The sequence below is a fragment of the Goodfellowiella coeruleoviolacea genome, from assembly GCF_024171785.1.
GTDB lineage: Bacteria > Actinomycetota > Actinomycetes > Mycobacteriales > Pseudonocardiaceae > Goodfellowiella > Goodfellowiella coeruleoviolacea.
On record NZ_JAMTCK010000006.1, the window covers coordinates 226343 to 241070 of the forward strand.

The window sequence follows — 14728 nt, forward strand, 5'->3', positions numbered from 1 at the left end:
CGTCCCGCACAATGGGGTGCGTGCAGGTGACCCCAACTCTCCGGATCGGCCCCCACCAGGTTGACCCTCCCGTGGTGCTCGCCCCCATGGCCGGCATCACCAACGTGGCCTTCCGCCGGCTCTGCCGGCAGTACGGGGCCGGCCTGTACGTGTGCGAGATGATCACCTCGCGGGCGCTGGTGGAGCGGGACGCCACCACCATGCACATGATCACCTTCGACCCGACGGAGCACCCCAGGTCGATGCAGCTCTACGGGGTCGACCCGGTGACCATGGGCAAGGCCGTGCAGATGGTCGTCGACGAGAACCTCGCCGACCACGTGGACATGAACTTCGGTTGCCCGGTGCCCAAGGTGACCCGCAAGGGCGGCGGCTCGGCCCTGCCCTACAAGCGGCGGCTGTTCGCCGAGATCGTGCGCGCGGCCGTGCGGGCGGCCGAGCCCGCCGGCATTCCGGTGACGGTGAAGTTCCGGGTGGGCATCGACGACGAGCACATCACCTACCTGGACGCCGGCCGGATCGCCGAGGCCGAGGGCGCGGCGGCGGTGGCGCTGCACGCCCGCACCGCGGCGCAGCGCTACTCCGGCAAGGCCGACTGGTCGGCGATCGCCCGGCTCAAGGAGGCGGTGGCCAGCATCCCGGTGCTGGGCAACGGGGACATCTTCAGCGCGGACGACGCGCTGCGCATGGTCGCCGAGACCGGCTGTGACGGCGTGGTGGTCGGCCGGGGCTGCCTGGGGCGGCCGTGGCTGTTCCGGGACCTGCAGGCCGCCTTCGCCGGGACACCCGTGCCGGCCGGTCCCCGGCTGGGCGAGGTGGCCAGGGTGCTGCGCCGCCACGCGGAGCTGCTCGTCGAGCACTACGGCGAGCAGAAGGCCCTGCGCGACCTGCGCAAGCACATGGCCTGGTACCTGATGGGCTTTCCGGTCGGCTCGCAGCTGCGCCAGCGGTTCGGCCTGGTGTCCAGCCTGGCCGAGCTGGACGACCTGCTGGGCGCGCTGGACCCGGACGTGCCGTTCCCCAGCGACGCCGAGGGGCCGAGGGGCCGGCAGGGCTCGCCGGCCAAGGTGGTGCTGCCCGAGGGCTGGCTGGACGACCCGGACGACGCGAGCGTGCCGGCCGGCGCCGAAGTGATGCACTCGGGTGGCTGACGCCGAGGGCTTACCCCGGCCCCGGGGTGCGCTCCGGCGCGGTGTCGCCGCGGTGCTCGCGGTGCTGGCGGCGGCCGTCCCGCTCACCGGCTGCGCGGCCGAGGTGGTGCCGGGCCGGGCGGGCCCGGTGCGGCTGGACGAGGCCGGCCGCCAGCTGCTGGCCGGCTACTTCGACGAGATCAACCAGGCCGGCGACCAGGGCGCTGGCCAACAGCACGCGGCGTTCCGCCGGCGGCAGCACCCGGACTACCAGAACCAGCTCTGCGATCTCGGTGACCTCACCCTGCGGCTGGAGCCGACGCTGTCCACGCTGCGCCCGGACGCCGGGTGGACACCCCCGGACAGCGCGGGGCGGCCCAGCGGTGAACGGCCGCGCGGCGCCGTGTACGTGGTGGCGGTCACGGTGACCGTGCGGCGGGAGGGTGTGCCGGTCGGCAGCCAGATCGGCTCGCAGCGGCTGGTGCTGCTCGATGGCACCGCGTACGGTTTCGCCCCCTGTTTGAGCGGTTAGTCGGGTGGGCAGGGGCCAGCCAAATGCGGACAAACAGCCAAGTTTGATCACTGTGCGTCACTAGATTGGAGCAGTACGGAGTCAACCAGACGGGCGAAATCCGGCACTCCGTTGTCTTGCTGGCTCAAGCGCCGCCTCTAACCAGACGACACCACGGACGTAGGGAGGTGAGTGCGGTGGCCGTACTGCGACGCGACGTCGCCGAGTCAGATCCAACGCAGCAACGGGACGTCGAGGCGGTCCCTCAGCCGCCAGCCGTCGGCCACTGTGTCGGCGTCCACGCGCCGCACGGCGACTGCCCGACCGACAGCGCGGGCCTGGTGCAGTTGCACGAGTCCATCGCCGCCCTGCTGGCCTCGCGCGGCCAGTGGCGCCAGGCCTACCAGCACCTGCGCTCCGCCCTGGACCTGATGTACGCGGACAAGGACGAGCAGCCCCAGGTGCCCGAGCAGTTGCGGCGCGAGGTCGACCGGCTGCGCAAGGAGCACGCCGAGGCCCGGGAGCAGAGCATCCGCGACAGCCTGACCTCCAGCTACAACCGCCGCTACCTGGACCAGCGGCTGGTGTCCCTGGTCACCGAGCAGGCCAGCACCCGCAACGGCCTGGCCGTGGCCCTGGTGGACCTCGACTGGTTCAAGCAGGTCAACGACAACTTCGGGCACCTGGTCGGGGACCGGGTGCTGCAACGGGTGGTGGAGCTGCTCCAGGACGGCCTGCCCGAGGAGGCGTTCTGCGCCCGGTTCGGCGGCGAGGAGTTCGTCCTGGTGCTGCCCGGCATCGACGCGTCGACCGCGGTGGCCGTGGCCGAGGCGGCCCGGGCCCGGGTGCAGCGCCACCACTGGTCGAAGATCGTGCCCGGCCTCCAGGTGACCATCAGCATCGGGCTCGCCTACGAACCACCGCGCTCGGGCGCGCCGGCCCGCCCCGACGTGGGCGCCGAGCAGCAGTTGCTCACCGCGGACAGCCTCCTCTACACGGCCAAGCAGTCCGGCCGCAACGCGGTCGCGTACCGGGAGAACGGCCGGGTACGCCTGGCTGGAGCAGCTTCTGGTCGACGGGCCGTTGCCGAACCGAGGGCTGTCGGTTACTACTGAGCCATCTTGTTCCACCATTTGGAGGAATCCAGTGCGCAGAACTGCGTACTGAGCGTGTACGTGTGACCAGACAATGTCGTCAGATGAGGCGTGCGTCCGTACTATCGCGTGCGCGACTGACGCGCCCGGGTCGTGCAACCAATGTGTCCCGGCTGTCGTCAACTCGTGATGACAAACCAGTACTTCAGACCTGAAGGGAGCCCGGGTGCCCGACGAACCCCGACGTGGCGGCACCGGTTCCCGAGGTTCCGGCGGCCCTGACCCCAGGGACGGCGCGCAGGATCAACCCACCGGCCGCCGCCGGCGGCGCTCGGTGGAGTCGGGCGGGCTCAGCGTGTCCGACCTGGTGGAAAGGCACACCAGGTCGAACCTGCCCCGGCCCACTCCGCCGGGCGGCCGCCGCGCGGCCGGATCGAGCCACGGACTTGACGCTGGCACGGCACAACCGCCCCAGCGTCCCGACCAACCACTGCCACCGCCACCGCCACAGCCCTCGGGCCGAAGATCACGAGCTGAGGAGCCGCCACCGCCCCCGATGCCGCCGACCGGCGAGACAACGGGCCGGCGGGCCGCGCCCCCCGGTGTGCCGGGTTTCACCCCGCGCGCGGAGAGCACCGGCCGACGCGCCAGGCGGGAAGCCGACCACGAGGCAACCGGGCACCAGCAAGTGCCCGGACTGCCCCCGCACGCCGTCGATCCGGCGCCGCGTGCCGGCGAGACCAGTCGACACGGCCTGCCGTCCCGGGTGGACCGGGCCGAGGCCACCGGCCGCCGCGCGCGTCCCGAGCCGCCGCGCACCGAGCCGCCGCGCACCGAGCTGCCGCGCACCGAGCTGCTGCCGCCACCGCCCGGGTTGGCCGAACCGCCGGCCGCACCGCCGCCGGCCGAGCCCACCGGGCGTCGGGCCCGGCGCGCCCGGCCCGAGGTGCCGGCCAGGCCGGAGGAACCGCCGTTCGACGTGGCACGGCACGAGCCCAGGCACGACTCGCTGCGGCTGAACCAGCCCACGGCCGACCAACTCCGAGGCGACCAGCCCCGGGTCGATCAGCCCCGCGTTGATCAGCCCCGCGTTGACCAGCCCCGACCCGACCAGCCCAGGCGGAGCCGGGCCCGCGCCGAGCAGTTCCAGCCGGACCAGGCCACCGGCAGTCGGCCGCTGCCCAGGCTGGGCGAGCCCACCGGCCGGCGCGCCGCGCCCCCGCCTCCGGAGCCGCCCGGCCCGGCCGGACCGGCGGCGCCGCTGGGACCGGCCGGACCGACCCAGGCCGGTGGACTGCCCCAGCGCGGCCCGCAGCCGCGCCCCGGCGAGCCGACCGGTCGGCAGCCGCGTCCCCGGGTGGGACCGCCGACCCCGAACGAGACCTCGCAGCCCGGCCGCCCGGAGATGTCCAGCCGAGCGGACCTGCCCCGCCCGGAGATGTCCAGCCGGGCCGATCTACCCCGCCCGGAGATGTCCAGCCGGGCCGACCTGCCCCGGCCGGAGCTGCCCGGCCAGCAGATCTCCGCCCGGTTGTCGGTGCCACCCGCCGCGCCCGGCCGGCCCGACGCGAGCACCCGGGTCCGCCCGGACGCCAGCACCCATGTGATGCCGCCAGCACCGCCGACAGCGGGCCCGCCCGCACCGCCCGGCCCCCCGGCCGTTCCGGGCGCCGCAGGTCCGGCAGCGGGCGGCTCAGCCCCGGGAGAACCTCCCACCCGCGGCCCCTCGGCCCGCCCGCGCCGGCCCGAGCCGGAGCGGCGGGAGGACGTGGACCCGTCCAGCCTCACCACCGAGATGGAACCCATCGGTGAGGAGGTCAAGAAGCGCCGCGAGGTCGACCACACGCTGGCGCGGTTCTCCGCGGTGCACGACGAGCTGGCCGAGGAGGAGCGGCAGCGCCGCACCCGGCTGCAGAAGTACATGCCGTGGCGCAAGTTCGACGAGGACGACGAACTCGACCCCGACGCCCTGCCGCCGGTCAGCGACGAGGACGACGAGGACGACGACAACGACCCCTCGCGCGGCAAGAAGACCAGGCGCTGGAAGCTGTTCAAGGCGTTCCGGGCGACCGCGATCGTGGTGGCCGCGCTGGTCTTCGTGTCCACCGGGTTCGCCTGGGGCGCCAAGGTGTGGGTCGACGGCAAGTTCCGCGAGGTGGCCGCGCTCGACCAGAACTCCGCGGCGATCCAGGACAAGGACGCCCAGTACGGCGACGAGAACTTCCTGCTGGTCGGCTCGGACACGCGGGCGAACGCCAGTCCCGAGGACAACGTCGGCACCGTGGAGAACGAGCCGGGGGCCCGCTCGGACACCGTGATGATCGCCCACGTGCCGGCCGACCGGAAGCGGGTCATCGTGGTGTCGCTGCCCAGGGACCTGCTGGTCGAGCGGCCGGACTGCGAGAAGTGGAACCCGGACACCGGCCAGTACACCGGCGAGACCGTCGCGGGCGCCAAGGACGTCAAGTCCAACACCGCCTACTCGAACGGCGGCCCGCGCTGCGTGACCAAGCTCGTCCAGCAGCTGACCGGCCTGGCCATCAACCACTTCATCAGCATCGACTTCCAGGGGTTCAAGGCGATGGTCGACGCCGTGGACGGGGTCGACGTGTGCGTGCCGGGGCCGATGGAGGACAAGGAACTCGGCTGGATCTTCCGCGAGGGCGGCAAGCACAAGATCACCGGTGACCAGGCCCTGTCCTACGTACGGGCGCGCAAGGTCGTCGGTCAGGCGATGACCGAGTACGAGCGCATCGAACGCCAGCAGGGCTTCATCCGGTCGCTGCTGAACAAGACCGTGTCCAACCAGGTGCTGCTGGACCCGGTCAAGCTCAACAACTTCATCAACGCCTTCGCCAACGCCACCTACGGCGAGAACATCGGCGTCGACCAGTTGCTCACCCTGGCCCAGTCCCTGCAGGGCCTGGACCCCGGCAAGGTCACCTTCGTCACCGTGCCGCACCGCACCGTGGAGGGCCCCAAGGGCGACAACACCGACAACAGGGAGCTGCTGGAGGCCGACGAGGCCGACGCCCTGTTCAAGGCGATCCGCCAGGGCACCCCGCTGCCCGACGAGGAGAACGGCTCCGCCTCCACCGGGTCCGGCACCAGCCAGCAGGTCGACAACGGCGAGCTGCGCGGCCGGGTGATCGATCCCAAGGGCATCAAGGTCCAGCTGTTCAACGGCGGCGCCCAGGGCGGGCTCGGCAACTCCACCCGGACCAGGCTGCAGGAGCTGGGTTTCGAGGTGGTGCGGCTGGAGAACGCCAAGCAGAACACGCCGGACACGGTGGTGAAGTACGGGGCCGGACACGAGGACCAGGCCCGCACCGTGGCCGCGGCGCTCCCCGGCGCGCAGATGAAGCAGGACCCGAGCATGGGCGGGGCGATCGCCATCACCATCGGCTCCAACTTCGACGGCACCGTGCAGGCACCGCAGCAGACCTCGGGTGGGGGCGCGCTGGCGCAGCCGGCCGGCGACAACCAGAACCTGTGTGCCTGAGCAGCAAGAACACCGCGTTTCGTTGTTCTGGGTTCACTCCGGGTTCACCCGCAAATCCCGCCATCGCCCCCGGCTGCCCGTAGTCTGGTGCCATGCGTGAGGCGTACCAGGACAAACTCGACCAGCTTGCCAACCAACTCGCGGACATGTCCGCGCTCGTGGCTACGGCGATGGAACGGGCGACCAAAGCGCTGCTGACGGCCGATCTCTCCCTGGCGGAGCAGGTGATCAGCGGTGACGCGGAGGTGGACGACGCCCGCGCCACGGTCGAGGAGCAGGCGTACGCGCTGCTGGCGTTGCAGGCGCCGGTGGCCACCGACCTGCGCACCGTGCTCGCCGTGATCCACGCGGCGGAGAGCGTCGAGCGCATGGGTGACCTGGCGCTGCACGTGGCCAAGACGGCCCGCCGCCGGCACCCGCACCCGGTGCTGGCCGAGGAGGTGCGCGGCTACTTCGCGGACATGGGCCGGATCGCGGTGCACCTGGCGCGTGAGGTCGAGGGCGTGATCCGCACCCAGGACGTGAAGCGGGCCCGCGCGCTGGAGGAGACCGACGACGAGCTGGACGACCTGCACCGCCACCTGTTCTCGGTGATCATGGACAAGGCGTGGCCGCACGGGGTGGCGAGCGCGGTGGACGTGACCCTGCTCGGCCGGTTCTACGAGCGGTTCGGCGACCACGCGGTGTCCGTGGCCAAGCGGACGATCTTCGTGGTCACCGGCCAGATGCCCGGCTACGGCGGCAGCCTCGGCGGCGAACTCTGAGCGGTCGCCCAGCAGATCCACTGTGGACGGACGGCGGGCGACACCGCGTCCACAGTGGACTTCGTGGGCCTACCGCTGGTGCAGCGCGGTGAGGTGCTGGTTCAGCTGGGCGGCGATCCTGGGGTTGTCCGCCGGGGCGATGGTGACCCAGTTGTGCCCGTCGCGCTGGCGCTGGCTCTGCATCAGGTAGCGGCCCGCGTCCGTGTCGAACCAGGCGACCTCCGGTGACCTGGCCGTCCGGCCGCCGCGGTCGCGCAGGTACGCGGCGAACTGGCCGGCCCTGATCCTGGGCCGCTCCATGATCACCTGGGCCGCGCGCAACTGCTGCTCCTGGCTGGTCCGCGGGGCCGCCACCGCGGTCTGGAACATGCCGCCGACCTCGTCGTCGGCGCGGGGCGGCGCCGGTGCGGCGGCCGCCGAGGAGAGCGTGACCGACTGACCGGGCCCCGGCCGGTTCGGCGGGACCAGGTCCACGACCGCGCGCAGCAGCGAACCGCGGCGCAGCAGGTCCACCCGCATCGACTGCTCGTCAATGGTGGCGAGCACGGCGAACTCGCCGGCGGCCGCGCCCCTGGCGCACAGCCTGCGCTCGGTCCGCTGGTCCAGCGCGGCGACCGCGGACAGCGCGAACTCGAACCGGACCAGCACCGACAGCGCGTCCTCGACCTCGGGCAGCGGCCGCCCCCGGTGTGCCAGTCCCCTGGCCTCCAGGTCGCGCAGCACCGCGCCGCGAATCGCCCGCCGCTCGTCGTGCGTGCGGCCGTGGTAGGGGAACTCCAGGGGGAACGGCCGCGCCCCCAACTTGAGATCCCGCCACAGCACGTCGACCGCGGCCAGCGACAGCGTGAACGTGTTCATCCCGGGTTTTCCAGCCCCCTCGAAGAAGTCGCTAAGCGCCGATGACCGGCGGCGCCACCCTGGTGCCGTCGCCGAAGATGTCCTCGGTCTCGATCAGGTACGACGCGGCCTTGTGCTCCTTGTCCTCCTCGCCCTGACCACCCCGGCCGCCGGCACCCATCCCACCGGCCCCGGCCATCCCGGCGGCGCCACGCGCGCCAGCCGCCCCAGCACCGGCCGGCCCGAACCCGCCGCGCCCCGCGCCCGCACCCTCCTGCGCGCCCAGCGCCGCGGCCGACCCGCCCGGCCCGAACCCGGCCCCACCCGGCCCGAAGCCGGCACCACCAGGCCCGAAGCCCCGCCCCGCCGCACCAGCCGCGCCGGGCCCGAACCCACCGCCGGCCCCCGGCAGCCGAGAACCACCCACGCCACCAACACCACCGGCACCACCAACACCACCGGGCAGCCGCCCCGCCCCTGGCCCACCAGGCCCACCAAACCCACCCCGGCCACCACCGGGCAACCCGACACCACCACCCCGGTTGTTGCCACCGAACCCGCCGCCACCCCGGTTGTTCCCACCACCGGCGCCGCCACCCCAGCCGCCACCGATGGGCCCGACCGGGCCAACCCCACCGGCGCCACCGGAATCACCGTACCCGCCGGTGCTCCCACCGCCCCCGACATTGCCGATGCCACCCATCCGACCACCACCACCCGTGCCGCCGCCACCGCTGAAGCCCTGCGTGCCCGTGCCGACACCGCTACCCACCCCGGCCAGCCCGCTGCTGCTCACGCCGCTGCCACCCAGGCTGCGGTTGCCACTGCTGGTGCTGCCGACCCCGGTGTTGGTCACCCCGTACTCACCGGTACCGGTGGTGCCCACACTGGAGGTGCTGCTCGACGTGCTGGAACTCGACGTGCCGTCCAGACTCGGCGGCGGCGCGAACGCCGGCATGGCACTACCCGCCTCCTGGAAGCTGCTCGACATGGTCGTCATGACCTGCGCGGCCTGCTCGTGCGCCTGCTGCTTCTCGTCGAACTTCTGCTCGATCTGGCTGACCGTGTCCGCCAGCGTGAACGGGTTCGGGTTCGACATGAGCATGCTCAACGCCTGCCCCATGTCGAAGTCCACCGGCTCCGGCATGGCGTTCTGCGCCCGCTCCACCGCCTCCTGCTGCGCGGAGACCCGGCTCCCCATCAACTGCGCCGACGCCCCAGCCGACCCCACCCACGGCCCCAGGCTCGACATGAAGTTCCGCGCGGCCTCCGCCGCCTCACCCTGCCACCCATCCGCACTCGCGTTCACCGCACTCGAAATAACGTCCTGCAAGCTGACCAATCGATTGCCAACGGTGTTCCAAAGACGGCCAACTTCGTCGGTTACCCCAACATCGACGTTGTCAGTGACCATCTGCTTCATCGCTGGATGGTCATATCCCATGTAGTCGGTGCCCTCGAACTGAGCGGGCTGCCGGTATTCATTGACCTGCTGCTCAAGCTGTCGCTGCTGGTCCTGCTGATACTGCTGGGCCGCTCGCTGCGACTTGATGAAGTCATCAAGGCTGCCGAAGAACCCCTGCTCCTGACGGGCTCGTTCATACTCGGCACGATAGTTGGCCTCCATGTCTCCGTCATAGGTCTGGTAGTGCGGGTTAGACCTAGGCGGACCGTAGCCTCCGCTACCTCGTCCGTACTGCGAGTAAGGTGCCCCCTGGTTAGTCACAACTTCCCCTTCTATGCCCTAGGAAGCTTCGGCTCGACAAAGCCAGCGGCCTTGTTGGCAATCTCACATGCCTGCTGATAGGAATCGTCGTGAAACACTCCAACATCCACCCTGAGATCCTCGGAGACCTCTACCGAGACGAAACACTCGCCCTCGCCAGTACTTTGCTCAACCCGCCGAGCATCTCGCCCGTTCACCGTAGTTTCATACGCACGCCCACTACCGACATCTATTTTGTCAAGACCACCAGAAACGAGACCAACAGACAGTTGGTATTCACCAGAAACTCGCCATCGACAGTTAGGTATACCCGCAGTGCTCGTGGAACTTCCCGCTGACGAGAAGCCCAACTGGTTCGCTTCGCCCTGAGTTAGCAGCCCACAGGGATCACCGACGGAATCCAGTGGATTCTTGGCTGACGTCCCCGCATTGGATGAACTCCTGGTCGTGGAACCACCACTCTTAGTAGTAGCACTAGTGGAACTACCTTCGGAAGACGCCCCCCCTGACCCAACCGGAGAGCAGGAACTGGTCAACACTACGAGCGCTGCGAAAGCAAACGCGATTACCGGCCGGCGCACTACTCTTCCCATCCTCCGCACAGATAAATTCCGGAATCAACCATTGAATGCTCGCTGGTTGCTTGCCTCGACGTTCTCATAGTTGGCCATTGCCTGCTTGATAGCAGCTTCAGCCTCATCGAGTACCCCGTCGAGCTGTTGCAGCGCCTCAAGGAATGACTGCCCGTCCGAGTCAGCAGCAACCTTCTGGTTGTATGCCGTAATCACTCGAGCATCGGGGCTAGTACCCAGCCTCACGGCCTGTTTGAGATACTCAACGTCTTGCCGAGAGTCCATCACAGCGTCTTTCATCTGGTTGATGGCGTTCAGCAGGGCCTGGCCGCCTTCGGCGCTGACCGCGAAGCCGCCGGAGCTGGCCAACGCGGTCAGGCTCTTCATGTTCCTGCTCATGGCGTCCATGTTGGCCACGCTGTTGACCGCGCCACCCACGCCGTCTGCCACGTACATCGCGCTAACCCCCTGAACGGTATGGCCACAGGCAGTCAGCACAGTACCGGGCAAAGGACGCATACGTCCCCACTTTGGAGGGACACCACCGGCCTGGCCCAATCCCTCGAACGCATCTCCCAGGAGAACCAACAGGACGGGCGCCAATCGTCCACTGTGGATGCACCCCACGAGATCCGGTGTGGACGGTTGGCGCCCGTTGTCTTGGTGGGCGAGCGGGCTGGGCGGTGCCGGGTGCCCCGGTTACCAGGACTTCACAATGTCCTTGATCAGGGCGGTGGAGCGGGTTCTGGACAGGGCGTTGGCGGTCAGCTCGTCGAAGGCCGACCGGTAGCGCGCCACATCGTCGGCTGACTCCAGGAACAGGGCGCCGCTCAGGTGCTCCACGTAGACGAAGCTCTCGCCGTCGCGGTCGGCGAAGTCGAGCAGGCTGAACGCGGTGGACATGGCCGGGTGCGCGCCAGCGCCGAACGGGAGCACCCGCACCACGATGTGGTCGTGCCTGGCCAGGCTGGCGAGCCACGTCAGCTGCTCGCGCATCACCTCGGGGGTGCCGACCACGCGGCGCAGGGCGGCCTCGTTCACGATCGCCAGCAGCCGCACCGCGTCGTCGCCGTCGAGCAACCGCTGCCGCTCCCGGTGCAGGTCCACCTGGCGGTCGACGTCCTCCTCGGCCCACCTGGGCACCTCGGAGCGCAGCAGGGCCCGCTGGTAGTCCTCGGTCCGCAGCAGGCCGGGCACGCGTTCGTTCTCGTACACCCGCAGCGTGCTGGCCGCCGACTCGTAGCCGACGAACTGCTGGAACCACGGGTTGACCGTGTCCCGGTAGCGCAGCCACCAGCCGCGTTCCCTGGCCGCGACGGCCAGGGCGACCAGCTGGTCGCGGCGCTCGCCGGTGACGCCGTAGTGCTCCAGCATCGCCTTGAGGTCGGGCACGCTGATCGCCACCCGGCCGGCTTCCACCTGGCTGATCTTCGCCGGGGAACACGTGAGCACCGTGGCCACCTCGTGCAGGGTGACCTGGGCCGCCTGGCGCGCCTCGCGCAGTGCGAGGGCGAGGCGGCGGCGCGTCACGGCGGGACTGCTTCTTCTGCCCATGCCGGACACCTTCCCGCAGGAAACCGGGAGACAGAAGAAAGATCACACGATCGAGTAATTTCACGAACTGAATTTCAAGTTCTTGTGCGGCGGAACCGAAATTCAGGACGGCGAGCGTCAGATCGTGCTGTTGACGGGTGTTGACGGGAAAGGCGGCGCGGTCGCCCGGCGGTGTGGTCGGGCGACCGCGAGCCGGTGGGATCAGCCGAAGCGGCCGGAGATGTAGTCCTCGGTGGCCTTCTGGGTGGGGTTGGAGAAGATCTTCTCGGTGTCGTCGATCTCCACCAGGCGGCCGGGCTGGCCCACGCCGGCGAGGTTGAAGAACGCCGTCTGGTCGCTCACCCGCGCGGCCTGCTGCATGTTGTGGGTGACGATGACGATCGTGTAGTCCTTCTTCAGCTCGGTGATCAGGTCCTCGATCGCCAGGGTGGAGATCGGGTCCAGCGCCGAGCACGGCTCGTCCATCAGCAGCACGTCCGGCCGCACCGCGATCGCCCTGGCGATGCACAGCCGCTGCTGCTGGCCGCCGGACAGGCCGCCGCCGGGGCGGTTGAGCCGGTCCTTGACCTCGTTCCACAGGTTGGCGCCGCGCAGCGCCCGCTCGGCCACCTCGTCCAGCTGGGACTTGTTGCGCACGCCGGCCAGCTTCAGGCCGGCGACCACGTTGTCCCGGATGGACATGGTGGGGAACGGGTTGGGCCGCTGGAAGACCATGCCGATGGTGCGCCGCACCTGCACCGGGTCCACCGCGGACGCGTAGATGTTCTGGCCGTCGAGCAGCACGTCGCCCTCGACACGCGCCCCGGGGATCACCTCGTGCATCCGGTTCAGCGACCGCAGCACGGTGGACTTGCCGCACCCGGACGGACCGATGAACGCCGTCACGCTCCGCGGCGGGACGGACAGCGTGACCCCGTCAACGGCGTGGAACTTGCCGTAGTAGATGTTGAGGTCCTTGACGTCGATGCGCTTTGCCATCGCTGATTACCGCTCGCTCACTCGATCGTTCGCTGGCATGGGTTCGGCTACTTCTTCTTGGGCGCGACCAGCCGGGACAGCAGGGTGGCGGCCAGGTTGAACAGGGCGATGATGATGACCAGGGTCAGTGCCGCGCCCCAGATCCGGTCGGTGCCGATCGGCGACGGGTTGCTCACCCGCTCGCTGTTCATCAGCAGCGGCAGCGACGCCATCTCCCCGCTGAACAGGTCGTAGTTGATGTACCCGCTGTAGCCGACCAGGACGAGCACGGGCGCGGTCTCGCCCATCACCCTGGCCAGGGCCAGCATGATGCCGGTGAGGATGCCGGACAGCGCGGTGGGGATGACGATCTTGACGATCGTCTTCCACTTGGGGATGCCCAGCGCGTAGGACGCCTCGCGCAGCTCGTCGGGCACCAGGCGGAGCATGTCCTCGCTGGAGCGCACCACCACGGGCAGCATCAGCAGCACCAGGGCGAGGGAGACCGCGAACCCGCTGCGGTTGAAGCCGAGCGTGGTGATCCACATCGCGTAGATGAACAGCGCGGCCACGATCGACGGCACGCCGGAGAGGATGTCCACCATGAACGTGGTGGCCTTGGCCAGTCGGCCCCGGCCGTACTCGACCAGGTAGATCGCGACCAGCAGGCCGATGGGCACGGCGATCACCGCGCACATCAGGCTCTGCACCAGGCTGCCGTAGATGGCGTGGTAGACGCCGCCGCCCACGTCGTCGCCGAGCAGGCCGCCCAGCGACTGCTGCCACCAGTCGGCGTTGGCCACCATGTGCGCGCCCCTGGCCAGCACGCTGACCAGCACCCACACCAGCGGGATCACCGCGACCAGGAAGGCCAGCCACACCAGGGCGGTGGCGATGCCGTTCTTGACCCGCCGCCCGGTGCTCAGGTGCTGGAAGGCTGGCGGCGTCGCCGGCTGGTTGACGTCGAGCGTCGCCGTGGTCATCGGTACTCCTTCTTGCCGGACACGATCGCCCTGCCGGCGAAGTTGACCAGGAAGGTCAGCAGGAACAGCACCAGGCCGGCGGTGATGTAGGCACCGACCGACCGGGGGTCGTTGAACTCCGAGGACGCCGAGGCGATCTTGGAGGCGAAGGTGGCGCCGCCGTCGAAGATGCTGCCGCCGAAGGTCGTGCTCGGCGCGAGCAGGATGATGGTCAGCGCGATGGTCTCGCCGAGGGCCCGGCCGAGCCCGAGCATGGACGCGCTGATGTAGCCGGCCTTGCCGAACGGCAGCACCGTGGTCCTGATGACCTCCCAGCGGGTGGCGCCGAGGGCGAGCGCGCCCTCGATCTGGGCCACCGGGGTGCGCTGGAAGACCTCCCTGGTCAGGGAGGTGATGATGGGCAGCAGCATGATGCCGAGCACCACGCCGGCGGTGAAGATGGTGCCGCCGATCTCCGAGGAGACGTTGCCGTCGGCGAAGATCGGGATGAAGCCCAGCGTGTCGTTGAGCCAGCTGGCGATCGGGGCCAGCTGCGGGGCCAGCACGTACAGGCCCCACAGGCCGAAGATGATCGAGGGCACGGCCGCGAGCAGGTCCACCGCGTAGGCGAACGGGCGGGCCAGCTTCGGGGGCGCGTACTGGGTGAGGAACAGGGCGATGCCCAGGGAGACCGGCATGGCGATCACCAGGGCGACCACCGAGGTGGCGACGGTGACCAGCAGCAGGTCCAGGATGCCGAACCGGAGGTTGGCCGGGTCGTTGGTGGACCACTCCCTGCTGGTCAGGAAGTTGACCTGGTCGAGGCCGATCGAGGGAATGGCCTGCACCAGCAGGAACAGGCCGATCAGCCCGATCAGCACGACGACGAGGACACCGGAGCCCGTGGTCAGACCACGGAATATCCGGTCGCCCGGGCGGACCTTGGTCTTGTTTCCGGTTACCGGTTGCGCGGAAATCGGACCCTCCGGTGTGGTGTCGGCGGACGGCACACGCCCGCCGACGCCCGTGTTGCCTGAATCAACACTGGCGCCGGCGGGCGTGGGTGTCGCACTGGACTCACTCATCGCGTGTGGTGTTCAGCGTCGCGAAGGACGACCC

Annotated in this window: 13 protein-coding genes; 5 read left to right on the forward strand and 8 right to left on the reverse strand. The window is 70.0% G+C overall.

Features of this window, described 5'->3' with window-relative positions; genetic code table 11:
* Window positions 1-11 precede the first annotated feature (11 nt).
* The 5 genes from dusB (at window position 12) to phoU (ending at window position 7001) form a co-directional block, all read left to right on the forward strand.
* Window positions 12-1151 (forward strand): tRNA dihydrouridine synthase DusB, encoded by a 1140-nt coding sequence (gene dusB, locus LX83_RS14890; RefSeq protein ID WP_253771607.1) that lies wholly within the window; start codon window positions 12-14, stop codon window positions 1149-1151.
* On the forward strand, window positions 1144-1662 hold the full coding sequence (locus LX83_RS14895; protein ID WP_253771609.1) for a hypothetical protein: 519 nt from the start codon (window positions 1144-1146) through the stop codon (window positions 1660-1662). Before dusB ends, LX83_RS14895 begins: the two co-directional genes overlap by 8 nt.
* Window positions 1663-1979: 317 nt before the next feature.
* Window positions 1980-2756, forward strand: a complete 777-nt coding sequence (locus LX83_RS14900; protein ID WP_253772023.1) for a GGDEF domain-containing protein — start codon at window positions 1980-1982, stop codon at window positions 2754-2756.
* Window positions 2757-3423: 667 nt separating this feature from the next.
* A complete protein-coding gene (locus LX83_RS37830; RefSeq protein ID WP_308203978.1) occupies window positions 3424-6237 on the forward strand; it encodes an LCP family glycopolymer transferase in 2814 nt (937 codons plus the stop codon).
* 92 nt (window positions 6238-6329) lie between these two features.
* A complete protein-coding gene (gene phoU, locus LX83_RS14915) occupies window positions 6330-7001 on the forward strand; it encodes a phosphate signaling complex protein PhoU (RefSeq protein ID WP_253771612.1) in 672 nt (223 codons plus the stop codon).
* Window positions 7002-7070: 69 nt separating this feature from the next.
* On the opposite strand, the gene LX83_RS14920 is transcribed toward phoU, so the two are convergent.
* The 8 genes from LX83_RS14920 to pstC all read right to left on the reverse strand — a co-directional run bounded on the left by LX83_RS14920 (window position 7071) and on the right by pstC (window position 14694).
* Entirely contained in the window at window positions 7071-7859 is a 789-nt protein-coding gene (locus LX83_RS14920) for an ESX secretion-associated protein EspG (RefSeq protein WP_253771614.1), read from the reverse strand.
* A 31-nt stretch (window positions 7860-7890) separates the two neighbouring features.
* Window positions 7891-9465 (reverse strand): PPE domain-containing protein, encoded by a 1575-nt coding sequence (locus LX83_RS14925; RefSeq protein WP_253771616.1) that lies wholly within the window; start codon window positions 9463-9465, stop codon window positions 7891-7893.
* Between the two features lie 110 nt (window positions 9466-9575).
* Window positions 9576-10157 carry a DUF3558 domain-containing protein gene (locus LX83_RS38680; RefSeq protein WP_407649578.1) on the reverse strand — a complete coding sequence of 194 codons (582 nt, stop codon included), beginning with the start codon at window positions 10155-10157 and terminating at the stop codon, window positions 9576-9578.
* A 24-nt stretch (window positions 10158-10181) separates the two neighbouring features.
* The gene (locus LX83_RS14930) at window positions 10182-10592 is read right to left on the reverse strand and encodes a hypothetical protein (RefSeq protein WP_253771619.1); all 411 of its coding nucleotides are present in this window, start codon (window positions 10590-10592) and stop codon (window positions 10182-10184) included.
* A 243-nt stretch (window positions 10593-10835) separates the two neighbouring features.
* Window positions 10836-11690, reverse strand: a complete 855-nt coding sequence (locus LX83_RS14935) for a helix-turn-helix domain-containing protein (RefSeq protein ID WP_253771621.1) — start codon at window positions 11688-11690, stop codon at window positions 10836-10838.
* Between the two features lie 201 nt (window positions 11691-11891).
* Window positions 11892-12668, reverse strand: coding sequence for a phosphate ABC transporter ATP-binding protein PstB (gene pstB, locus LX83_RS14940; RefSeq protein ID WP_253771623.1), 777 nt, complete (start codon window positions 12666-12668; stop codon window positions 11892-11894).
* Window positions 12669-12715: 47 nt separating this feature from the next.
* A complete protein-coding gene (gene pstA / locus LX83_RS14945) occupies window positions 12716-13630 on the reverse strand; it encodes a phosphate ABC transporter permease PstA (protein WP_253771625.1) in 915 nt (304 codons plus the stop codon).
* Entirely contained in the window at window positions 13627-14694 is a 1068-nt protein-coding gene (gene pstC, locus LX83_RS14950) for a phosphate ABC transporter permease subunit PstC (protein WP_253771627.1), read from the reverse strand. Before pstC ends, pstA begins: the two co-directional genes overlap by 4 nt.
* Window positions 14695-14728 lie beyond the last annotated feature (34 nt).

Excerpts from the sequence above, each read along its gene's own strand:
- dusB (WP_253771607.1), top strand. The coding sequence starts at position 12 with ATGGGGTGCGTGCAGGTGACCCCAACTCTCCGGATCGGCCCCCACCAG.
- phoU (WP_253771612.1), top strand. The coding sequence starts at position 6,330 with ATGCGTGAGGCGTACCAGGACAAACTCGACCAGCTTGCCAACCAACTC.
- LX83_RS14920 (WP_253771614.1), bottom strand. The coding sequence starts at position 7,859 with ATGAACACGTTCACGCTGTCGCTGGCCGCGGTCGACGTGCTGTGGCGG.
- LX83_RS14925 (WP_253771616.1), bottom strand. The coding sequence starts at position 9,465 with ATGGAGGCCAACTATCGTGCCGAGTATGAACGAGCCCGTCAGGAGCAG.
- LX83_RS38680 (WP_407649578.1), bottom strand. The coding sequence starts at position 10,157 with ATGGGAAGAGTAGTGCGCCGGCCGGTAATCGCGTTTGCTTTCGCAGCG.
- LX83_RS14930 (WP_253771619.1), bottom strand. The coding sequence starts at position 10,592 with ATGTACGTGGCAGACGGCGTGGGTGGCGCGGTCAACAGCGTGGCCAAC.
- LX83_RS14935 (WP_253771621.1), bottom strand. The coding sequence starts at position 11,690 with ATGGGCAGAAGAAGCAGTCCCGCCGTGACGCGCCGCCGCCTCGCCCTC.
- pstB (WP_253771623.1), bottom strand. The coding sequence starts at position 12,668 with ATGGCAAAGCGCATCGACGTCAAGGACCTCAACATCTACTACGGCAAG.
- pstA (WP_253771625.1), bottom strand. The coding sequence starts at position 13,630 with ATGACCACGGCGACGCTCGACGTCAACCAGCCGGCGACGCCGCCAGCC.
- pstC (WP_253771627.1), bottom strand. The coding sequence starts at position 14,694 with ATGAGTGAGTCCAGTGCGACACCCACGCCCGCCGGCGCCAGTGTTGAT.